19 protein-coding genes are annotated in these 22,174 nt (G+C 67.2%); 13 read left to right on the forward strand and 6 right to left on the reverse strand.

All coding sequences use genetic code 11. The features are described 5' to 3' along the window. The first annotated feature begins 290 nt into the window (after positions 1-290). From BLJ79_RS05790 to thpD, 8 genes are all read left to right on the forward strand, one after another. Positions 291-1,601 (forward strand): helix-turn-helix domain-containing protein, encoded by a 1,311-nt coding sequence (locus BLJ79_RS05790; RefSeq protein WP_071213747.1) that lies wholly within the window; start codon positions 291-293, stop codon positions 1,599-1,601. 833 nt (positions 1,602-2,434) lie between these two features. Further along, positions 2,435-3,958, forward strand: a complete 1,524-nt coding sequence (gene adh / locus BLJ79_RS05800; protein ID WP_071213749.1) for an aldehyde dehydrogenase — start codon at positions 2,435-2,437, stop codon at positions 3,956-3,958. Between the two features lie 208 nt (positions 3,959-4,166). Further along, complete coding sequence (gene adhP, locus BLJ79_RS05805) at positions 4,167-5,192, forward strand: alcohol dehydrogenase AdhP (RefSeq protein ID WP_071213750.1); 1,026 nt, start codon at positions 4,167-4,169, stop codon at positions 5,190-5,192. A 164-nt stretch (positions 5,193-5,356) separates the two neighbouring features. Continuing rightward, positions 5,357-5,770: a DUF779 domain-containing protein gene (locus tag BLJ79_RS05810; protein WP_071213751.1), complete on the forward strand. Its 414-nt coding sequence runs from the start codon at positions 5,357-5,359 to the stop codon at positions 5,768-5,770. A 313-nt stretch (positions 5,771-6,083) separates the two neighbouring features. Continuing rightward, positions 6,084-6,605 (forward strand): diaminobutyrate acetyltransferase, encoded by a 522-nt coding sequence (gene ectA / locus BLJ79_RS05815; protein WP_286135273.1) that lies wholly within the window; start codon positions 6,084-6,086, stop codon positions 6,603-6,605. A 122-nt stretch (positions 6,606-6,727) separates the two neighbouring features. Then, entirely contained in the window at positions 6,728-7,996 is a 1,269-nt protein-coding gene (gene ectB, locus BLJ79_RS05820; protein WP_071213753.1) for a diaminobutyrate--2-oxoglutarate transaminase, read from the forward strand. 71 nt (positions 7,997-8,067) lie between these two features. Beyond that, positions 8,068-8,472 carry an ectoine synthase gene (locus tag BLJ79_RS05825; RefSeq protein ID WP_071213754.1) on the forward strand — a complete coding sequence of 135 codons (405 nt, stop codon included), beginning with the start codon at positions 8,068-8,070 and terminating at the stop codon, positions 8,470-8,472. A gap of 158 nt (positions 8,473-8,630) precedes the next feature. Next, complete coding sequence (thpD, locus tag BLJ79_RS05830; RefSeq protein ID WP_286135274.1) at positions 8,631-9,509, forward strand: ectoine hydroxylase; 879 nt, start codon at positions 8,631-8,633, stop codon at positions 9,507-9,509. Here the strand turns inward: thpD and BLJ79_RS05835 are convergent. Beyond that, positions 9,506-9,961, reverse strand: a complete 456-nt coding sequence (locus BLJ79_RS05835) for a pyrimidine dimer DNA glycosylase/endonuclease V (RefSeq protein ID WP_071213756.1) — start codon at positions 9,959-9,961, stop codon at positions 9,506-9,508. The two genes, thpD and BLJ79_RS05835, sit on opposite strands and share 4 nt — an antisense overlap. An 86-nt stretch (positions 9,962-10,047) precedes the next feature. Here BLJ79_RS05835 and BLJ79_RS05840 point away from each other — a divergent pair, with 86 nt between their 5' ends. After that, positions 10,048-10,482, forward strand: coding sequence for an acyl-CoA thioesterase (locus BLJ79_RS05840; protein ID WP_071213757.1), 435 nt, complete (start codon positions 10,048-10,050; stop codon positions 10,480-10,482). A 4-nt stretch (positions 10,483-10,486) separates the two neighbouring features. Here BLJ79_RS05840 and BLJ79_RS05845 read toward each other — a convergent pair whose 3' ends face one another. The 4 genes from BLJ79_RS05845 to BLJ79_RS05855 all read right to left on the reverse strand — a co-directional run bounded on the left by BLJ79_RS05845 (position 10,487) and on the right by BLJ79_RS05855 (position 16,138). Next, entirely contained in the window at positions 10,487-11,995 is a 1,509-nt protein-coding gene (locus BLJ79_RS05845; protein ID WP_071213758.1) for a SulP family inorganic anion transporter, read from the reverse strand. Between the two features lie 528 nt (positions 11,996-12,523). Further along, positions 12,524-12,922, reverse strand: a complete 399-nt coding sequence (locus BLJ79_RS22770) for an IclR family transcriptional regulator (protein ID WP_139194743.1) — start codon at positions 12,920-12,922, stop codon at positions 12,524-12,526. 56 nt (positions 12,923-12,978) lie between these two features. Then, entirely contained in the window at positions 12,979-14,892 is a 1,914-nt protein-coding gene (locus BLJ79_RS05850; protein WP_071213759.1) for an FAD-binding monooxygenase, read from the reverse strand. Positions 14,893-15,181: 289 nt separating this feature from the next. Beyond that, the gene (locus BLJ79_RS05855) at positions 15,182-16,138 is read right to left on the reverse strand and encodes a GlxA family transcriptional regulator (protein WP_071213760.1); all 957 of its coding nucleotides are present in this window, start codon (positions 16,136-16,138) and stop codon (positions 15,182-15,184) included. A gap of 112 nt (positions 16,139-16,250) precedes the next feature. Between BLJ79_RS05855 and BLJ79_RS05860 the strand changes: the two genes are divergently transcribed. Further along, a complete protein-coding gene (locus BLJ79_RS05860) occupies positions 16,251-16,889 on the forward strand; it encodes an HD domain-containing protein (RefSeq protein WP_071213761.1) in 639 nt (212 codons plus the stop codon). Positions 16,890-17,222: 333 nt separating this feature from the next. Then, positions 17,223-18,449, forward strand: a complete 1,227-nt coding sequence (locus BLJ79_RS05865; protein ID WP_071213762.1) for an MFS transporter — start codon at positions 17,223-17,225, stop codon at positions 18,447-18,449. Between the two features lie 136 nt (positions 18,450-18,585). Here BLJ79_RS05865 and BLJ79_RS05870 read toward each other — a convergent pair whose 3' ends face one another. Further along, positions 18,586-19,503: a LysR family transcriptional regulator gene (locus BLJ79_RS05870; protein ID WP_071213763.1), complete on the reverse strand. Its 918-nt coding sequence runs from the start codon at positions 19,501-19,503 to the stop codon at positions 18,586-18,588. Positions 19,504-19,702: 199 nt separating this feature from the next. Between BLJ79_RS05870 and BLJ79_RS05875 the strand changes: the two genes are divergently transcribed. Next, positions 19,703-21,163 carry an aldehyde dehydrogenase family protein gene (locus BLJ79_RS05875; RefSeq protein WP_071213764.1) on the forward strand — a complete coding sequence of 487 codons (1,461 nt, stop codon included), beginning with the start codon at positions 19,703-19,705 and terminating at the stop codon, positions 21,161-21,163. Between the two features lie 141 nt (positions 21,164-21,304). Continuing rightward, positions 21,305-22,102, forward strand: a complete 798-nt coding sequence (locus tag BLJ79_RS05880; protein WP_071213765.1) for a dioxygenase family protein — start codon at positions 21,305-21,307, stop codon at positions 22,100-22,102. The last annotated feature ends 72 nt before the right edge of the window (positions 22,103-22,174 follow it).

Below are 22,174 nucleotides of genomic sequence, written 5' to 3' on the forward strand. Positions count from 1 at the left end.
GTGCCCGCCCGTTGCGGTGGCAATAGCCGGTGGAGAATTCCACCCGTCGGATCGCCCGGGGCGGTGCGGCCCTCCGGGACGGAGCTGCGGAAAATCGCTCGATTTCCCGTGGGGGTGTGCGAATCACACCGCTTTCTTGCGGTGTTGCGCCTTGGGCGGCCCTCGCCAATCCGCAGGGGTATTACTGGTATGGAATCTCCCCTAAACTAGGAGCTAAATCGTGAAGGGGGTCACATTGGGTGCCGTGCGGGCGCCCAGGTGGGGATTTCCTGACTCGTGGAAGGTAAAAGATGCCTCTGGTGACTCCGGCCTCGATGGCTTTGCAGCGCCGTGCGCTGGCTGCGCACGAGGCACTGGGGGCCGGTGTCCCGGACGAAACGGCATGGCAGCTCCGCGATGTGGTCCGCGAGTCCTGGTTGCGCTCGCTCGAATACAAGGACAGTGTCGAATCCAATGCCCACACGGTGCTTAGCGACGAGGCACTGCGCGATTTGCGAACCGCCTCGCCGCTGCGTCTGGTATTGCCGGTCTTTGACCGCCTGCTCCTGGAATCGACGCGGGACACCAACCTGATCCTTGCCATCGGCGATCCCAATGGGCGGTTGCTGTGGGTCAAGGGCGACAGTCAGGTATTGCGCGATGCGGAGTCCATGGCCTTTGTTCCCGGTGCGGACTGGTCCGAACGAGCCGTGGGGACTTCCGCACCGGGAACCGCACTGGTCACCGGCGGGGGAGTGCAGGTCGCCGGCGCCGAACATTTCGATCCCATCGCCCACCGGTGGAGTTGCACTGCGGTCCCCATCCATTCTCCGGACACCGGGGAGATGCTCGGGGTTGTTGACATCACCGGTGGCGCGGACGCCGTGGCGTCGCATTCATTGGCGCTCCTGAAGGCAGCCGTCGCGGCGGCCGAGTCGGAACTGCGCTGGCACCAGGAGCATGCCGATCCGGAACGCAAGACCTTCATCGTTCCCGCCTCCCGCAAGCCCAAGATGGCACCTGAACCGGAATCCATGCTGCATCTGACCTCCGGTGCCGGTGCCCAATTACGCCGCGGCAACGTCAGCATTGAACTATCCACGCGGCATGCGGAGCTGCTCGCGCTACTGAGCTGGTACCCGCGAGGCCTCAGCGGCGAGGAACTCGTCGAACTGCTGCACATCAATCCGGATGCGGCAGATGCGGGCACGCTTCGGGCCGAACTGGTGCGGTTGCGCAAGGTGCTTGCGGACTTCGACGAGTCGTTGGTCCCGCTCTCGCGCCCCTACAGGTTGGGAAACCTGCCGCGATGCGATGCCCGCGAGGTCCTCCGGGCAATCGAGAAGGGCGACCTGGACGCCGCCTTGTCGTATTACCAGGGTCCCATCCTGCCGCGTTCGCTGGCCCCCGGCATAGAAGAGATCCGTGACGAGGTGTTCGCGGCCCTCCGCCAGGCAATGCTGCAAGACGGAAGCGACACGCATCTGATTCGGTTCCTGGGATTGTCCGAGGCCCAAGACGACGAAGAGGTCCTTGGCACCACATTGCAGGTGTTGCCACCCCGCTCCCCGCACCGGGCCCTGGTGGTCGCGGCGCTTGAACGGATCGAATCCCGAGGTTAGTCGGTGAACATCGGCGGGGTGTAGCCGGCCGCTGCCCGGGCCAGGATCGGAATGCCGGCACCCCGAGTGCGGAGCCGGGTTCCGAGACCGAACCCGGTGCGGGCGGGGCCGGGGCGACGAGCAACCGGGCACCGGCAATCCGGCGGCGCGCCTCGGTCTCGGAGATGTGCCGGTGCGACTGCATCCAGGCCGTGGTGGTTCGGTGCGGGGCCATCCCCTGGCACATCGCCTCCACGGGAACCGGGGCGGTGCCGGCGGCCAGTTCCCGGGGATCGGCAGCCAGGGCATCGATCTCCGCAGCGGTCTCCGGGTCCAGCCGATTCACCCCGGCCGCGTCGGCGGCGAACGCGGTGAGCAGCTGCCCGAAGGCGACCGCCCGGTTTCCCTGCTCGTACAGCCCCAGCACCAAGGCGGCGGAGGCTGCATCCAGGTCCGCGGCCCCCAGCGCCAGCAGCGCGTCGGCCAGGTGGCGGATCGCGGTGTCGGTGGATGCGTGCCCCCTCGGGGTGCCGGTTGGCGCGGTGGTGGTCATGAACCCCAGTCTGCTCCGCCCGCGCCCGGCGCGCGGCCGGAAAAGCCCAATGTGCGGGGAGATGGACCCGAGGACTGAAAATTCCCTGCCGAAGCTTCAAGGAAGCGCGGAGAAAAGGGAGGTGCGCTCCGATCGGGTGGAGGGGTAGGCGGGTTGGCTGGGCGAATTGCCCCGGAAATCCGCGGGATCCCGCCCGCCAGGCAACGTTGCAGCCTCGCGTGCAACGTTGCCGCAACCTCGGTGTGAGTAGGCTCACATCAAGCAACAAGTTCACCACCCCACTCATCTCCAAGGAGTCGTCATGACGGTCTACGCCAACCCCAACACCGAAGGTTCACTCGTTCACTTCAAGTCCCGTTATGAGCACTACATCGGTGGCCAGTGGGTGGCCCCGGTCAAGGGCCAGTACTTCGAGAACATCACCCCGGTCACCGGCAAGGGCTTCTGCGAGGTCGGCCGCGGCACCGCCGAGGACATCGAAGCAGCACTGGATGCCGCGGAGGCCGCAGCCGGCCCGTGGGGCAAGACCAGCCCGGCCGAACGCGCGGTGATCCTGAACAAGATCGCCGACCGCATCGAGGAAAACCTGGAAATGCTCGCCGTCGCAGAGACCTGGGACAACGGCAAGGCGGTCCGCGAGACCATCAATGCCGACCTGCCGCTGGCCGTCGACCACTTCCGCTACTTCGCCGGAGCCATCCGCGCCCAGGAAGGCGGCCTCTCGCAGATCGACGAGAACACCACCGCGTACCACTTCCACGAGCCGCTCGGCGTGGTCGGCCAGATCATCCCCTGGAACTTCCCGATCCTCATGGCCGTGTGGAAGCTGGCCCCGGCGCTGGCCGCGGGCAACGCCATCGTCCTGAAGCCCGCCGAGCAGACCCCGGTCTCGATCCTGGTGCTCATGGAACTGATCGGCGACCTGATCCCGGCCGGCGTGCTGAACGTCGTCAACGGCTTCGGCGTCGAGGCCGGCAAGCCGCTGGCCTCCAACAAGCGCATCCGCAAGATCGCATTCACCGGCGAGACCACCACCGGCCGGCTGATCATGCAGTACGCCTCGGAGAACCTGATCCCGGTCACCCTGGAGCTGGGCGGCAAGTCCCCGAACATCTTCTTCGAGGACGTTGCAGCCAAGGACGACGCGTTCTACGACAAGGCCAAGGAGGGCTTCACGATGTTCGCGCTGAACCAGGGCGAGGTCTGCACCTGCCCCTCGCGCGCGCTGGTCCAGGAGTCCATCTACGACTCGTTCATGGCCGATGTCGTGGAGCGCACCAAGGCCATCAAGCAGGGCAACCCGCTGGACACCGAGACCATGATGGGTGCCCAGGCCTCCAACGACCAGCTGGAGAAGATCCTCTCCTACCTGGACATCGGCAAGGCCGAGGGTGCCAAGGTGCTCACCGGCGGCGGGCGTGCCGAGCTCGGCGGGGATTTGGAGGGCGGCTACTACGTGCAGCCGACCATCTTCGAGGGCCACAACAAGATGCGCATCTTCCAGGAGGAGATCTTCGGACCCGTCGTCTCGGTCGCGAAGTTCTCCGGCTACGACGACGCGATCGAGATCGCCAACGACACCCTCTACGGGCTGGGCTCGGGCGTGTGGAGCCGCAACGGCAACACCGCCTACCGCGCCGGCCGCGACATCCAGGCCGGACGCGTCTGGGTCAACCAGTACCACGCCTACCCGGCGCACTCCGCCTTCGGAGGCTACAAGTCCTCGGGCATCGGGCGCGAGAACCACAAGATGATGCTGGACCACTACCAGCAGACCAAGAACCTGCTGGTCTCCTACTCGGAGGACAAGCTCGGCTTCTTCTAAACCGGCAGTTGCCGGCGGGGCCGGAGGCGCAAGAGCCTTCGACCCCACCGGCCACCGCCTGCCGTTGCACCACCCCCGGCAGCCATCCCGTTCCGGCAAGCAGCACACCCCTTCCACCCTTCTTCGGTGGTGCGGGATCAGGGCCTGGCACCGCTTGGTGCATCCCCCTGTGCCCGCGCCACCGGCCAAAGCAAAGGAAACACCCCCCATGAGCACCATGCGCGCAGCCATCGTCGAGAATTTTGGCGACGAACTCACCATCGGAACCATCGCCATCCCCGAGCCCGGCCCCGGCCAGGCACTGGTGAAGGTCATTGCCTCCGGCGTCTGCCACACCGACCTGCACGCCGCCGAGGGCGACTGGCCCGTCAAGCCCAAGCTTCCGCTGGTCCCGGGCCACGAGGGCGTCGGCACGGTCGAGAAGATCGGCGAAGGGGTCACCGAAGTCAAGGTCGGGGACCTGGTCGGCAACGCCTGGCTGGCCAGCGCCTGCGGCAGCTGCGAATTCTGCCGCACCGGCTGGGAGACGCTGTGCGAGTCGCAGTCCAACGGCGGCTACTCGGTCGACGGTTCCTTCGGCGAGTACATGCTGGTCGATGCGAAGTTCGCCGCCCACATCCCGGAGGGTTCGGACCCGTTCGAGATCGCCCCGGTGCTCTGTGCCGGAGTCACCGTCTACAAGGGCCTGAAGCAGACCGAGGTGCGTCCCGGCCAATGGGTCGTGATCTCCGGCATCGGCGGGCTGGGGCACATCGCGGTGCAGTACGCGGTGGCCATGGGCATGCGAGTCGCCGCGGTCGACGTCGCCGAGGAGAAGCTGGCCCTGGCCCGCAGCCACGGCGCCGAGGTCACGGTCAACGCATTCGCCCAGGACCCGGCGGAGGCCATCCAGGCTGCCACCGGCGGCGCCCACGGGGTGCTCGTCACCGCGGTGCACCCGGCGGCATTTGGCCAGGCCATCGGAATGACCCGGCGCGGCGGAACCATCGTGTTCAACGGCCTGCCGCCGGGGGACTTCCCGGCACCGATCTTCGACATCGTGCTCAAGGGCCTGACCATCCGCGGCTCGATCGTGGGCACCCGGCAGGACATGGACGAGGCGTTGGAGTTCTACGCCCGCGGCCAGATCAAGCCGACCTTCCACACCCGCCCGCTCGAGGACGTCAACGCGGTCTTCGACGAGATGAAGCACGCGAAGATCGACGGCCGCGTGGTCATCGACTACGCGAAGTAGCACCGGCCCGTTCGGCCGGCGCCACGACGTCCCCGCCCCCGTGGAACAAGGGGCAGGGGAGCCGGTAAGACCGTTCCGCACCTCCCGCCCGGCGCCGTCAATCCAAGACGGCGCCGGGCGGCGGTGTCTGCCAGCGAAACCACGAAGCACGAGGAAGCAGGACCATGGAAGAGAACATCGTATCGGCGCCGCGGATCGCCGGCGAGGAATTTTCGCGCGTGGCGCTGGCACCCGAGGCGGCCGGGCTGCTGCGCAAGCTCTGGGGCCAATACGGCCCGCTGATGTTCCACCAATCCGGCGGCTGCTGCGACGGGTCCTCGCCCATGTGCTTCCCCGCCGGGGATTTCAAGACCGGGGACGCCGACGTGCTGCTGGGGACTTTCGCGCTGCCCGATGCCGACGGAGGTGCACTGGGGGAGCTGGATTTCTGGATGAGCCGCGAGCAATTCGAGTATTGGAAGCACACCAAGCTGACCATCGACGTGGTTCCCGGGCGAGGCTCGGGCTTCTCGGTGGAGGCGCCAGAAGGCAAGCGCTTCCTGATCCGCAGCGAGATCATTCAGTTGCCCACGGTTTAGCCGGTGTGGCGCCGCGGCCCGGGCTTGGAGCGACCGCCGTGCGGCATCGTCGGGTGGCCGGTCGCCGGAATCCCCTCGCCGGCGTGAGGGGCGACACAGGGGCGCGACGTAATATAACAAAATGGTAACGGTATTTCGGGCCCGTTTTCGGCCCCGCCGGGCACCGGTGCATCCTTAGTCGCGCGGGGGATCCCCCGGAGGGGCTGAGCGCTCCCCCAACGGGCCGATTCGTGTCAAATCCGACGGACCGGGGGTTGAATTCGCCTGGCATCTCGTTACGTTGGAGTGGATGGTTGAAGAAGTCGAAAACACATTGTCCGAGGCAACATTCCGCCAACCAGCAGTATCCGACGGCCAAACCCTGTGGCAGATGGCCACCGACAGCCAGGTGCTGGATGTGAACACGTCGTACGCGTACCTGCTCTGGTGCCGCGACTTCGCCAAGACCTCGCTCATCGCCGAGATCGACGGCACCCCGGCCGGTTTCGTCACCGGCTACCTGCGACCCGACGAGCCGGAAATCCTCATGGTCTGGCAGGTCGCCGTGGGTGCCGGCTTCCAGCAGCGCGGCCTGGCCGCGACCATGCTCGACGAACTCGCGGCACGCTGCTGCGTGCAGGGAGTCGAGACCACGGTCACCGAGGACAACGCGCCCTCCAACCGGCTGTTCACGCGCTTCGCCGAACGGCACGGGGCCGAGCTGACGCGCACCGCGTTGTTCACCCCCGAGCTGTACCCGGATGGCCACGACACCGAATACCTGTACCGGATCGGGCCGCTGGGCCCCGGCGCCGCCGCACGCGTACCCGAGCTGGCGGCCGCCGGCATCCGCTGACACCCACATTCACCCGCGCCGAAGCCTTTTCGGCACGCCAAAAAACAACATCCCCGCACCGCGGCAGGCTCCTTTCCGAAGGACGCGCCGCAGCTTTGTCATACCTATCGAAGGGAAAGACCATGAGCACCATTTTTGAAACCCTTGAGTCCGAGGTCCGCAGCTATTCGCGCAGCTGGCCCGCCGTGTTCACGCACGCCAGCGGCGCCACGCAAACCGCGGAGGACGGGACCGAATACCTCGATTTCTTCTCCGGCGCCGGCGCCCTGAACTACGGGCACAACAACCCCAAGCTGACCGCCCCGCTGCTGGACTACCTCGCCAGCGGCGCGGTCGTCCACTCGCTGGACATGATGACCCCCGCCAAGCGAGAGTTCCTGGAAACGTTCCAGGAACTGATCCTCAAGCCGCGCCACCTCGACTACAAGGTGATGTTCCCTGGCCCGACCGGCACCAACACCGTGGAGGCCGCGCTGAAGCTGGCCCGCAAGGTCACCGGCCGCCAACACATCCTCTCGTTCACCAACGCATTCCACGGGATGACCCTGGGTTCCCTGTCGGTGACCGGGAACTCGCTCAAGCGCAAGGGCGCCGGCATCCCGCTGACCAACAGCTCCAAGATCCCGTACGACGACTACTTCGACGGCGCCACCGCCGACTTCATGTGGCTCGAGCGGGTCCTGGAGGATTCCGGCTCCGGCGTGGACAAGCCGGCCGCCGTCATCGTCGAGACGGTGCAGGGCGAGGGCGGCCTGCGGGCGGCCCGCATCGACTGGCTGCGCGGCCTCGCGGCCCTGCTCAAGCGCCACGACATCCTGCTGATCGTCGACGACGTCCAAGCCGGCTGCGGCCGCACCGGCACCTTCTTCAGCTTCGAGGAAGCCGGCCTCGAGCCGGACATCGTGTGCCTGTCCAAGTCGATCTCCGGCTACGGCCTGCCGATGGCGCTGACCCTGTTCCGCCCGGAGCTGGACGTGTGGGAGCCGGGCGAGCACAACGGGACCTTCCGCGGGCACAACCCCGCCTTCGTCACCGCCACCGCGGCGCTGCGCACCTACTGGGCCAACGACGGGTTCCAGCAGCAGCTGGCCGGCACCATCGCCACCCTGCATCGCGGCCTGGAGGATATCGCCGGCACCGTCGAGGGCGCGGGCGTGCGCGGCCGCGGCCTGCTGGCCGGGATCATCTTCCCGGACCTGGCCACGGCCTCCAAGGCCGCCGCCGCGGCCTTTGCCAACGGGCTGCTGGTGGAGACCTCCGGCCCCGAGGACGAGGTCATCAAGATCATGCCGCCACTGACCGTCACCGACGAGGAACTGGACCGCGGCCTGCGGATCCTTGCCGAGGCGGTGCGCACCGCCGTCGGTTCGCCGGCGCTGGCCGCCGTGTAGCCGGCCCCCCACCCACCAAACCCGGCCGGCCACGGCCAACCACCACACCGAACCCATCCCCTGGAGGACACATGCTGGTTACCAACCTGAACGACCTGAACGACACCGACCGCGACATCAAGTCGGAGACCTGGCGCAGCCGCCGCATGGTGCTTGCGGGGGAGGGCGTCGGCTTCTCCTTCCACGACACCGTGATCTACGCCGGAACCACTTCGACGTTCCACTACGCCAACCACATCGAGGCCGTGTACTGCGTCCAGGGCGAGGGCACGCTGACCAATGAGGAAACCGGCGAGGTGCACGAGCTGCGCGACGGCACCATGTACCTGCTGGACGGCAACGAGAAGCACACCGTGCGGGCCACCACCGAGCTGCGCATGGCCTGCGTCTTCAACCCGCCGGTGACCGGCCGCGAAATCCACGACGAGAACGGCGTCTACCCGCTGGTCCTTGGGGAGACCGCAACGGTTTCCTGACCCCCCACGGGGACCGCCTGGAACTGCCCGCCTCTTTCCCAGGCAGGGCTTCCCGATGTGCCGGCCCCCAACGGGTCCGGCACATCGGTGTCTGCGCGGCACGGCGCAGCGAACCAAACAACCGAGGAGGAACGAACATTAGCCAGACACTTGTTCGGGTGCACGATGCCTACCCCACCCGAACAGGGAACGACTACACGGTGCTGGACCGCCCGGACCCGGTGGTCCGGGGAACCGCGGCCGACGGCCCGATCGACCAGGCGACCTTGCAGGGCTTCGAAGACACCGGCTACCTGGCCATCGAACAGCTGGTCAACGCCGATGAACTCGCATTGCTGCGCACCGAACTGGAGAGGATGTCACGGAACCCTGCGGTGCGGGCCGACGAGCGGACGATCATCGAGGCCAAGTCGCAGGAAGTGCGCTCGATCTTCGACGTGCACCGCACCAGCGAGGTCTTCAAGGCAATCGCCAACGACCCGCGCGTGGTGGAACGGGCCCGGCAGATCCTGGGCTCGGAGGTCTACACCCACCAGTCGAGGGTGAACTTCAAGCCCGGTTTCGAGGGCAAGGAATTCTCCTGGCACTCGGACTTCGAGACCTGGCACGCCGAGGACGGCATGCCGACCCCGAGGGCGGTGAGCATCTCGATCTCGCTGACGGACAACTATTCCATTAACGGGCCGCTGATGATCATGCCCGGATCGCACAAGAAGTACATCTCCTGCTGGGGCGAAACCCCGGAGGGCAACTACAAGAAGTCGCTGATCATGCAGGGCGCCGGCACCCCGGACAAGGACACGTTGACCCGATTCGCCGACGAATACGGGATCGACGTGCTCGAGGGCAAGGCCGGCGGGGCCGTGATGTTCGATTCGAATTGCATGCACGCCTCGAACGGCAACGTGAGCCCGTACCCGCGCTCGAACATCTTCATCGTGTTCAACAGCGTGGAGAACACCCTGGTGGAGCCGTTTGCTGCCGCGGCGCCGCGCCCCGACTACATCGGCGTGCGGGACTTCACCCCGGCCGGCTAACCCCGGCGTCCGGCCTCGGGCCGTTCCCAGGGCTCGATGTCCCCGGGAACGGCACCGAAGGCCGGGTGCAGGGCCGGCGGGTCGGCCGCAGCCAGCAGGGATTCGCGCTCCGGGTCGCGCACGGCGAGCTTGGTGCGCAGGTGCTCGCGTTCGTAACCGATTTGGCCGGTGGACACGGTGAGCATCTGCACCGGGCCGTCCGCCGGCGGGTGCAGGATGAGGGCGCGGTTGAAGTTGTATCCGCGCGCGTCGGCCTCCCGGGCCAGGCCCTCCAGGTAGTTCCCGACCGCCGCGAGCGGATCGGCCGTCGCGCGGAAACGTTGAAGCTGCGGGTGGTTCCGGTAGCCGGCGGTCTTCCCGTCCAGCACCTTCTGCGCCAACAGGGTCTCGCGCCAGCAGGCGAGCAGGCCCTTGGTGTCCAGGTACGTTGGGTGCAGGCTCCAGAGTCGCATCCGACCAGACTAGCGGCGCAGACGCTCCGGCGACCTGCGTACTTCATGTTCTGCGCGCTTTTCCCGCACTCTGGTGCAATGGGGTCATGAGCGAAAACACCCCCGCGGTCACTTCAGGACCCGTTGACATTGAATTGCAGTTGCGCTGGTCCGACGAGGACGCGCTGGGGCACGTGAACAACGCCCGCATCGTCACGCTGATGGAGGAGGCGCGGCTGCGCTGGACCCAACCGCGCGGCAAGGCCGGCCGCTTCCCCCACGGCACCGTCGTGGCCTCGCTGAAGCTGGACTACCTGCGCCCGCTGTACTACCAGCCGACGATGGTCATCCAATTGACGGTGGTGCGCATCGGCACCAAGTCGTTCACCCTGCGGCATGTGGGGATCCAGGACGGACAGGCGGTCTTTGACGGCACCACGGTGATGGTGCCGCTGGCCGAAGACAAGGTCTCCAGCCGTGCACTCAACGACCTCGAGCGTGCCTGGCTGGAAAGTGCATTGGCCGAGGCCGCCACGCCATGACCGCTTAGCCCAGGTGCCCGGCCATGCGCTGCTTCATGGCCGCGCTCGCATCGTTCAGGCCCACGATCTCCACATGCTTGCCGCCGGCCTCGTACTTGGCGGTGATCGCCTCGAGCGCCGCCAGCGTGGAAACGTCCCAGAGGTGCGAGGCGTGCATGTCGATGAGAACGTGTCCCGGGTCCAGGGCGTACTGGAACTGCGTGTAGAGGTCGTTGGACGAGGCAAAGAAGAGCTCGCCGTTGACCGTGTAGGTGGCCGTCTCGCCGGCGGCATCCAGGGTTCGGGTGACGGTGACGAAGTGCGCCACGCGGCGGGCGAACAGCACCATGGCGGTGAGCACTCCGGCACCCACGCCCACGGCCAGGTTGTTGGAGGACACCGTGGCCACCACGGTGATGAGCATGACCGAGGTTTCGCTCTTGGGCATGCGGCGCAGCGTGGAAGGCCGAATGGAATGCCAGTCGAAGGTAGCCCACGACACGAAGATCATGACCGCCACCAGCGCAACCATGGGTATCAATGCGACCACGTCGCCGAAGACCACCACCAGCAGCAGCAGGAAGACGCCGGCCAGGAACGTGGAGATCCGGGTCCGGGCCCCGGAGGCCTTCACGTTGATCATGGTCTGGCCGATCATGGCGCAGCCGCCCATTCCGCCGAAGAATCCGGTCACCAGGTTGGCCACGCCCTGGCCCCAAGCCTCGCGGGTCTTGTTGGACGCGGTGTCGGTGACGTCGTCGACCAGCTTGGCCGTCATCAGGGATTCGAGCAGGCCCACGAAGGCCACCGCGAGCGCGTACGGGGCAATGACTTTGAAGGTCTCAAGATTTAGCGGGATCTGCGGGAAGAAAAGCTGGGGAAGGCTCGAGGGCAGCTCGCCCTTGTCTCCCACCGTGGGCACGGTGACGGCGGCCAGTACGGTGATGAGCGTGAGGACCACGATCGCCACCAGCGGGGCCGGGACCTTCGTGGTGATCCGCGGCAGGCCAAAGACGATCAGCAGCGCCAGCCCCAGCAAGGGGTAGGCCAGCCACGGGACATTGATGAGTTCGGGCAGCTGGGCGATGAACACCAGGATGGCCAACGCATTCACGAACCCGACCATGACCTGGCGGGGGATGAAACGCATCAACTTGGCCACGCCCAGCACCGCCAGCAGGATCTGGAAAAGCCCGGCCAGCAGGATCGCCGCGACCAGGTACTGCACGCCGTGGCTGGCCACCAGCGGAGCGATGACCAGGGCCACTGCGCCGGTGGCAGCGGAGATCATGGCCGGGCGCCCGCCCACGATGGCGATGGTCACCGCCATGGTGAAGGCGGAGAAGAGCCCCACGCGCGGGTCGACCCCGGCGATGATCGAGAACGCGATCGCCTCGGGGATCAGCGCGAGCGCCACCACCAGTCCGCCCAGGACCTCGACGGCGAGCAGCCGCGGAGACCGCAGGGTGCGCAACACCGATTGGCGTTCGACCGGGGTCGGTGCGGTGCTCGTTGCGGCGGACAGGGAAGGCATGAAGGTTCCGTTCAGAAGTATTGCGGCAGGAGAAACCATGGAATCAGGCAGCTGTCGCTGGCCATGGGGAAAGTGGTCTCTATCCAATCCTATGGGAGTGGGCACCGCTCAGGGCCTTGATGGTGGCCAAAGCAACAAGGCACCGGCGACAGAGTTTGGGTAGTTCGCGCCGGAACCCGGAAGCGCCGAATGGCCTGTCACTGGGAAGAACGTACGGCAAATGTTATCCCCAAAGCCTGTGGATAACATTTGCCGGGCCGGAGGCCTTCGGGACTTGTGGGGGTTGAGCAGCGGACCCGCGGGCGGTCCGCACGAAGCGGTGTCCCGACTCGGAATCACTGTCGGATAAAGCGTGCGGGAACGGGGCTTAACCCGGGGCTTTGTCGCACGAGTCTGCGGAAGCCGAGACATTCCCTGGGCGTCCCGCCCCCAGAGGCCTGCAGAATGTGTCTACACCCTGCTGGTGCGCCCACCGATGCCCCTTGTCAGGTTCGTTCCCGGGTGCAGGCCGGAATCTTGTCGGTGCAGTCAGGACGCGGGGTCGAAACCCAGTGAATCCAACTTGTTGCGGACCCGCCCGCAGGCCACCTGGAACAGGGAAACCACCGTTGTGCCCTGCAGGTCCCCGGCGCGGAAGCTCGTCGCGCTCAGCGACAGCGCAAACGAGGCGCCATTGGCCAGCGTCCCCACGGAGGCACCGACGGCGGCCAGCTCGGGTTCGGTGCGGCCGATGCTCAGTGCATAGCCCCGGGATCGGACCTCGATGAGCTCATGCAGCAGGCCGGACAGCCCGCGGCATACAGGTCGTGTGCCCCGCGTTCCGAGGCCCGGTCGCGGTACAGCTGGGCCACGGCGGATTCGGGCAGCCTCGAGAGCGAGGCCCGGCCGGCGGAGGAGGTTAGGGGCGGGCAGGGTTGTTCTGCACAACAGGATCCTTTGCCAACTCCGTGCGGCCGGGACCCGGCCGCACGGATGAAATCCGGCTACACCAGCGCCGGGGCCTTCATGATGCCGGCGAAGAAGCCGGACAGTTCCGCGTGCGCGTCCAGCGGCAGCACGTGGGCCACGTACTGGTCGGGGCGCACCACCACGATCGCGCCGTGTTCGCGGTTCACGCCGCGTGCCTCGAAGATGTCGTTCGCCGCGTCGATGGTGAAGACCTTTTCGTAGTCGATGAGCCCCAGCGGCGCCTTGCGCGGTAGCAGGAACGCGGGGACCTGGCCGGGCTCCACGTCGCGGTGGTGCTGCTGGAGCACCGCGCGCACGTCGAAGACCGCGTCGTCGTCGGCCCCGTGCGGGGTGAAGGCGCGGACCGGGGAAGATGGGTCCTGCCCCAGGTAGGCGCAGAAGGCCGCAAGGTGCGACTCAGCTGCATCGGGCCGGGCTGCGTCGGCGAAGGCGTAGATCCGCCAGCGGCCGTCTGCCAGGGCCTGGTGGCCGAGTTCCAACGGCTTGGCATCCGCCAGGCGGATGACTGGGGAGGAATGGAAGCGCTCGCCGACCGGGAAGCCGGAGGCCAGGTGCTCGTGGGTGTCCTCGCCGGTGATCATGCTCGGGGCGTAGTCGGTGGCGAAGCCCGCGGTGAACCGCGCGCCCTGGGTGAAGATGCCCTGGCGTTCGGCGGCGTCCATGCCGCCGGCCTCCGGGTTGGCCGGATCCTTGGGCTTGGCGGCCATGGCGGTGGACCACTTCAGGTCGAAGTCGATCAGCTCCTGGGCAATCACCTGGCGCTCGGCGGAATAGGTGTCCAAAAGTGTCTCGGGGCTGCGGCCCTGCAGCACCGCTGCCAGCTTCCATCCCAGGTTGAAGCCGTCCTGCATGGAGACGTTCATGCCCTGGCCGGCCTTGGCGCTGTGCGTGTGGCAGGCGTCCCCGGCAATGAACACGCGTGGGGTCCGGGTGCCGCGGTCCTCGGGCAGCACGTCGTCAAAGCGATCGGCAATGCGCTGGCCCACTTCGTAGACGCTCCACCAGGCGATTTCCTTCACGTCGAGCGTGTAGGGGTGAAGGATCTTCTGTGCTGCCTCGATCACCGAGTCGGCGGTGAAGCGCCCGCGGGCCTCGCGGTCGCCCGGGTCGATGTCGCCGAGGTCCACGTAGAGGCGCACCAGGTAGCCGCCCTCGCGCGGGATCAGGAGGATGGACCCGCCGGAGGCCGACTGGATGGCCGCCTTCAGGCGGATGTCGGGGAAGTCGGTGACAGCCAGCATGTCCATGACGCCCCAGGCGTGGTTGCGGGCATCTCCCTGCAACTTGATGCCCAGCGAGCGGCGCACGTTCGAGCGGGCGCCCTCGCAGCCCACGGCGTACTTGGCCTGGACGGTGATCTCGTTGCCGGGTTCCTCCCCGGTGCGGCGCAGCGTCGCGGTGACCGGGTACTCGCCGGTCTCCGCGACCACCACGTCGATGAGTTCCAGCCCGTAGTCGGGGACCAGGCGGCTGGGGGAGTTGGCCATGTGCTCGAAGAGCATGTCCTGCATGCGGGCCTGGTTCACGATCACGTGGGGGTACTCGGAAAGTCCGTCGGCGACGTCCTGGATCCGCCCGGTGCGCCCGATTCCGCCGCCGGATTCGGGGCCCCAGAAGGTGGTCTCGTTGACCCAGTAGGCCTCGCGCATGAGGCGTTCGGCGAGTCCGAAGCCGTTGAACATTTCCACGGTGCGGCAGGCCACCCCGTCGGCGTGCCCCAGTTCGAGGGCCGCCTCGCGGCGTTCGACAACAAAGGTGGAGATGTCGGGGAACTCGGCCAGCTGAGCGGCCAGGACGGAACCGGCGGGGCCGGTGCCGGCGATGAGGACGTCGACCTGGGTGGGGAGGGTCCCCGGGGCGCGGCGTCCGGGAGCTGCGCGGCGGATATCCGGGTCGCCCGGGCGGTAGCCATCTTGGTAGAACTGCATGCTGCTCCTTGAATCTGCCGCGCACCCTGCGCCAGGCTGTGATCTGTTTCATCAACCGTAGGGCCGGCCGCTTCCCCGGAACCACAACATTCTGCACAGCAGAAAGCTGGAGCATGGTCGTCGACCAAAGGGACCGGTTCCACGGCGGGGGCATGGATGGTTGGTGCGCCGCGAATTACCAGACAATGGATGCTCCAGAACGGGACCAGCTTGAAGGGGCACCACCCGCGGAAAAGGGGTAGCTGTCCGCATCCGCATCGGCGACAGGTAACGCCAGGGCGGAAGACGTTCAGTCCCGCCGGGTTGTGGAAAAGCGGTCGCGGAAACTGGTCGGCGTTGTATCAAGCTGCCGGGCGAATGCCCGTCGGAGGGTTTCGTCGCTTCCGAATCCGCTCAATTGCGCCACCTGCGTCATCGAGCGGCCTTCCAGGATCAGGGCCCGGGCCGCGTCGACGCGAACCCGTTCGAGCCAGCGGGCCGGAGTCGTGGCGGCCTCTGCCCGAAACATCCGGTTCAGGTGGCGCACGCTCACCCCTGCGCTCGCCGCCATGGACGAGGCGGTATGTGCGCCGACGGGATCGGCCAGCACCGAGTCCATCAGCGTCCGCAACGGACCGTTCTGCGCCGGGGGTGTGCTCAACGCGGTCGAGAACTGGGTCTGGCCGCCGGGCCGGTGCATGAACATCACCAGCTCGCGAGCCGTTTCACGGGCGATTTCCACCCCGAGGTCCTCCTCGACCAGGCTCAGGGCAAGGTCGATGCCAGCGCTGATTCCCGCCGAGGTCAGGTAGCGACCGTCGCGCACATGGATGACATCGGGCTCGACCTTCACGCGGGGATGCCGGGTCGCCAGGGTGTGCGCGTGCCGCCAGTGGGTCGTCGCCCGGCGCCCATCGAGGTGCCCCAACTCCGCCAGGACGAACGCCCCGGTGCACACCGAGGCGACCCGTTGCGCGCCAGTGGCCAGCGAGTCGACGGACGACAGCAGCTCCTGGTTGATTCGGCCTTCCGGAAGCCGTGCCCCGCCGGCGACGAGCAGCGTGTCCACCGGCCCGGCATCGGCGGCGGCAAGTGTCTGACCGAGTTCCATCCCCGAGGAGGAAATGACCCGACCGCCCCGGGGCGAGACGAACGCGAGGTCATAGAACTCGCGCGCCGGATCGGCGAGGTTGAACACCTCTGCCGGCCCGCTGGCATCGAGCATGGTCATGCCGTCGAAGACCACGAGGCCCATCCTGATGGTCATGTCCGAAATCGAGGGAGACTGGGCAAAAAAGACATGTCCCCAGCCTAGCCCGTCAGGCCAGAATGGGAAGTGCACTATTCGCAGAACAGGCTACAGAAGGCGGCAAGCATCCATGACCGAGACCATTGCAGGCATCCGGATCCCAGACAGCAAGATGGCCCAGGATGCCACCGAGCTCCTGCGTGAGGTGGCCACCGAGCTCGTGTACAACCATTCCCGGCGCGTGTTTGTCTTTGGATCGCTGCGCGGCCAGACGCAGGGGCTCGACTACGACCCCGAGCTGCTGTACATCGGGGCGATGTTCCACGACCTCGGGCTCACGGACAAGTTCCGACGCACCGACCAGCGCTTCGAGATCGACGCCGCCGACGAGGCGCGCCGCTTCCTGGGCGACTACGGCATCACCGGCGAGGCGGCAGACAAGGTCTGGTCGGGCATCGCACTGCACACCACCCCGGAAGTCCCGCTGCACATGGCGCCGGAGATCGCGCTGGTCACCCGCGGCGTCGAACTCGACGTGCTGGGCATCGGCTACGACGCGATCACCGACGACCAGCGCAATGCCGTCGTGGGGGCGCACCCTCGCCCCGATTTCAAGAACCAGATCCTGGCCGCCTTCGCCAACGGCCTGAAGGGCCGCCCGGACACCACCTTCGGCAACGTGAAGGCCGATGTCTTGGCGCACTTCGTCCCGGGATTCAAGCGCGGCGACTTCGTGGAAGTCATCCAGGGATCAGCCTGGGCCGAGTAGGCCGGCAGGGCAGGCAAGCCGGTGCCACGCAGTGCTTGATGCGTGGCACCGGCTTTGCCGACCGGCGGATTCCGTGACAAGCACCCGGTCTGGAACAGGCCCTGGAGCACGTGCGCGACCGGGGGCTTTGAGTCTCGTAGGTGTCCAGTGCAGCCGCGTGCCGGTTTCCGAAGCGCGCCGGTGTCCGGCCCCATGCGAACATAGATTTTTTCTATGTGTGGTGCACGCCGCATCTATTGGACAATATAATGCGACCCTAGGCACACTTGGTGGTGATGGGTGCCATAGATCTCTTGGCTCCCGAAAGTCTTGACCTAAGGTTCCATACACTCCATGAAATCCACCCGCAATAAATGGATCGTTGCCCTGTGCTGGCTGACGGTCGTCTTCGAGGGCTTCGACATTGTCGCCCTCTCCGCTTCGATTCCCCAGCTGATCGATACCGCGTACGCGGGTATCACCGCACTTGACGCGACCTTCATCGCCACGATTTCGTTGGTCGGCGTCGGTGCCGGCGCCGTGCTGATCGGCCCGATCTCGGACCGCTACGGACGCCGCAACCCGCTGATGGCCTGCGTGCTGATCTTCTCGATCTTCACCATCCTGTTCCCGCTGATGCCCAACGTCGCCCTGCTGGCCGCGACGCGCATGATCGCGGGCCTCGGCATGGGCGCATGCATGCCCGTGGCCATCACCATGATGCAGGAAGCCGCTGCCTCCAACGCCCGTGCGCACTCCTCGACCATCACCATGACCGGCTACCACGTCGGCGCCGTGGCCGCCTCGCTCTTCGCGATCCTTGCCCATGCCGACTGGCACCTGCTCTTCTACATCGGTGGCGCGCTGGGCCTGGTGGTACTCCCGTTCATGTGGGCCAAGCTGCCTGAGACCCACGCCGTGGGCCTCAAGGACATTGGCACGAAGGCACCAAAATCCAGCATGGCGGCGCTGTTCACCGGAGGGCTTGCGCGCTCCACCATCGGCCTGTGGGTCGCTGCCTTCATGGGACTGCTACTGGTCTACGGGCTGAACACCTGGTTGCCGCAGCTGATGCGCGGCGCCGGGTACAACGTTGCGGATTCCCTGGTGCTACTGCTGATCCTCAACGTCGGTGCGATCGCCGGGCTGCTGCTCGGGGGACGCATTGCGGACAAGCGCGGCGTCAAGGGCACCACGATGTTCTGGTTCACGGCTGCCGCGGTGCTGCTGGCCCTGCTGAGCATCCGGATGGAAAGCCAGTTGCTGCTCAACGCCGTGGTCCTGGTGACCGGCTTCTTCGTCTTCTGTGCGCAGGTGCTGGTCTACGGATTCGTCGGATACATCTACCCCAAGCACGTGGTGGGCACCGGCATGGGCATGGTGGCGGGCGTGGGACGCCTGGGAGCCATCGCCGGGCCGGGCCTGACCGGCCTGCTGGTGGCCAGCGGCCACGCCTACCCGTGGGGCTTCTACCTCTTCGCCGGGGCGGCGTTGCTCGGCATGCTCGCCGTGGCCGCCATCCCCAAGCCGGCCGCGCAGAAGGATGCCGACGAGCCGGTGCTCGAAACCCAGTCGGCGTAGGGGCCTTGCCCCCGGGCGAGAAACGCCGCCGGGGAAAACGATCCGGATAGGCAATGGGGGCGCGGTTCCCGGGGATTCGCTGGTGCGAAACCCCGGGAACCGCGCCCCTTTTTCGTGCCCAGGACCCGGCGCCGGCTCAGGGTCCCGCCGGACCCAGCGCCGAAGGCATCTCGCGCAGGGCATCGCGCACCAGCTCGCGGAACCAGAGCACCGGCCCGCCCGCGGCGATCTTGTGGTCGGTGTAGAGGTCCACGGAGAAGGCGGGGCTGTCCACCGGAAGTTCGCGGTGGACCAGGGGCCACTGCCGGCAGAAGCGCTCGGCGATCTCCAGCGGGACCACCGAGGCCAGCGAGGATTCGAGCTGCACCGAGGGCAGCACGGAAAAATGGTGCACGCGCAATGCCGTGCGCAGCGAGATGCCGGATTCCCCCAGCCGTTCCTCGATCTGCCCGTGCCCGGCCGTGGGGTCGATGGTCACGAATCCCAGCGCGTCGAATTGCGCGTGCGTGAGCTTGCCCCGCTTCGGGGCCAAGGCGTGCGGCAGCAGGCAGACGTACCTGTCCTTGATCACGCCCTCGCGCCGCGCGCCGCCGCCGAGCACCAGAGAGGTCAGCACGGCGTCGACCTGGCCGTGGGCCAGCCAATGCGGGATGCGATCCACGGCCATGGGCACCGATTCGAGGTTGGCGGCCGGCGCCAGCGCTGCCAGGCGGGCCATGATCCGCGGCAGGAAGATGACCTCGCCGATGTCCGAGAGGCAGATGCGGAAGGTGCGCCGCGTGGTGGCCGGATCGAAGGCGGAGTTCGAATCCACCGCCGCGTCGATGTTGTCCACCGCGGAGCGGAAGACCTGGAAGAGTTCGTTGGCTCGGGCAGTGGGTTCGAGTCCGCCGGGACCGCGGACAAAGAGCGGGTCGCCCAGCTGGGTCCGGAGCCTGGCCAGGGTGTGCGAGACCGTCGGCTGGGTGAGCGAGAGTTCCTGTGCCGCCCGGGTGACGCTTCGGGCCTCGTAGATTTCCAGGAAGGTGCGCAGCAGATTCAGGTCCATGCTCATGCGCCCACTCTATCGAAGTGATCGATGACCGATTGCGCGTGGATTCGTTGGACCGATGCGTTGTCCTGGCATAGCGTGGAGGTGGGGCGGGTCACGCGCGGGGCGCACGGCAAGGGGGAGCGCCGCGCGCGATGATTCCACGCCCCGCCGGCCCGCGCCGGAATGCCGCATCCATGCCCACCAGATAAGGAACCACAAAGTGCCACTGCTTGAAGAATCACTCTGGAACTCGAAGATCAACGTCAATGGCTGGGTGGCCGGCGGTGCCGGCACCCAGGATGTCGTGGAGCCGGCCACCGGGAACGTGCTTGGCACACTGGGGGTGGCCTCCGCCGAGGACGTGCTGCGTGCCTCCGCCGCGGCCGCCAAGGCGCAGGTGTCCTGGGCGGCGAAAAAGCCCGAGGAGCGGGCAGCGGTGCTGCGCAAGGCGGGGCTGCTGTGGGAAGAGCATGCCGAGGAGGTCAACGGCTGGCTGGTGCGCGAGTCCGGCGGAATTCCCGCCAAGGCGGGGTTGGAGACACACACCGCGGCCAACGAATGCTACGAGGCCTCCGCCCTGCCTTCGATGCCCGCCGGGGACGTGCTGACCACCAACGAGGAACGCTGGTCCTTCGCCCGCCGCCGCCCCGTCGGTGTCGTCTCGGTGATCGCGCCATTCAACTTCCCGCTGATCCTGGCCATCCGCGCCGTCGCCCCGGCGCTGGCGCTGGGCAATGCGGTGCTGCTCAAGCCGGACCCGCGCACCTCTGTCTGCGCGGGGGTGTCGATCATGCGGATCTTCGAGGAGGCCGGGCTGCCCGAGGGCCTGCTGCACCTGCTTCCCGGCGGAGCGGAGGTCGGTGCCGCGGTGGTCGAGGCCCCCGAGGTGCGGGTCATCGCCTTCACCGGTTCCACGGCCGCCGGGCGCAAGATCGGCGAAAGCGCCGCACGGTTGCTCAAGCGAGCCCACCTCGAACTGGGCGGCAACAGCGCCATGATCGTGCTGCCCGGGGCTGACCTGGCCAAGGCCGCCTCGGCGGCGGCGTTTGGTTCGTTCATGCACCAGGGCCAGATCTGCATGGCCACCGGCCGGCACATCGTGCACCAGGACATCTACGAGGACTACGTGGCGGCCTTGGCCGAAAAGGCGAAGAACCTGCCGGTCGGCGACCCGAAGTCCGGAACCGTGGCGATCGGGCCGATCATCGACGGGCGGCAACTGGAGCGGATCGATTCCATGGTGCAGGCGGCGGTTGCGGGCGGCGCGCGGCTGGCGGCCGGCGGGACCCGCGGCGAAGGCTGGTTCTACCCGCCCACGGTCCTTGCGGACCTGGACCCGGAGCACGCTGCGTGGAAGGAAGAGATCTTCGGGCCCGTCGCCCCGGTGCGCAGCTTCTCCACTATCGACGAGGCGGTTGAGATGGCCAACGCATCGAGCTACGGGCTTTCGCTGTCCATCCTCGGGGACGTGGGCATGGCCATGAAGATCGCCGACAGGGTTGAATCCGGCAAGGTCCACATCAACGAGCAGACCGTCTCTGACGAGCCCAACTCGCCGTTCGGCGGGGTCAAGGATTCGGGCAACGGTGGGCGCATCGGCGGGGCCTCGGCCAACATGGAGGCGTTCACCGAGACGCAGTGGCTGACCATGCGTCCGGAGATCGCCCCCTACCCGTTCTAGGGCAGCGTCCCGGAAGGGGAGGCCCCGGCGGTTCAATGGAACCGCCGGGGCCTCCCGGTGGGCTGTTCGCCGGGATGGGCATGTGCCGATTGCCACCAGGAAATGCTTGAAGCATCAACTAATCTGGTTTAGACTGGTCCCATGACTACTGCAGCTGACCTCCCACCGGTGCTCTTCCTCTCCCATGGCGCGCCGCCGCTCGCCGACGACGCCACCTGGACCGCCGAGCTTGCGGCCTGGTCGGGAACCATGGAAAAGCCCAAGGACATCCTGATGGTCTCCGCGCACTGGGAGAACGCGCCGGTGTCGCTGAGCGCCACCCACCGCAAGCAGGAACTGGTCTACGACTTCTGGGGTTTCCCGCAGCACTACTACGACGTGCGCTACGACGCGCCGATGGCGCCGGAGCTGGCCGACGAGGTCGCCCGGCTGACCGGCAACCACGGCCACCACGTGGAGCGCGACGAGACCCGCGGCCTGGACCACGGCGCCTATGTGCCGCTGAAGGAAATGTTCCCCGGGGCCGACGTGCCGGTGGTGCAGATGTCGATGCCCACGCTGGACCCGCAGGGGCTCTTTGCCCTGGGCCAGTCGCTCGCCCCGCTGCGCGAGCGCGGGACCATGATCGTCGGCTCCGGCTTCACCACGCACAACCTGCGCTGGTTCAACCCGGCAGCAGGACCGGACACCACCCCGCCGACGGCCTCGAGCGAGTTCGACCACTGGGCCGAAGAAGCCATGGCCCGCGGGGACGTTGACTCGATCCTCGACTTCCTGCACAAGGCCCCGGCCGCGCGCGAGGCGCACCCGCGCTCCGAGCACTGGGCGCCGCTCTATGTCGCCCTGGGCGCGGCATATGCCTCGGGAGGCATCGAGGCCAAGAGCGCGATCGACGGCTTCTGGTTCGGGCTTTCCAAGCGCTCCTGGTCGCTGACCTAAACCACAGCCAGGAAAGTTCCCCGAAGCCGGGGCTCTGTGTGTAGATCGGTGGCGGTGCTACCGGCTTCAGAG

It is taken from the genome of Arthrobacter sp. UCD-GKA (assembly GCF_001863355.1).
In the GTDB taxonomy this organism is placed as follows: domain Bacteria; phylum Actinomycetota; class Actinomycetes; order Actinomycetales; family Micrococcaceae; genus Paeniglutamicibacter.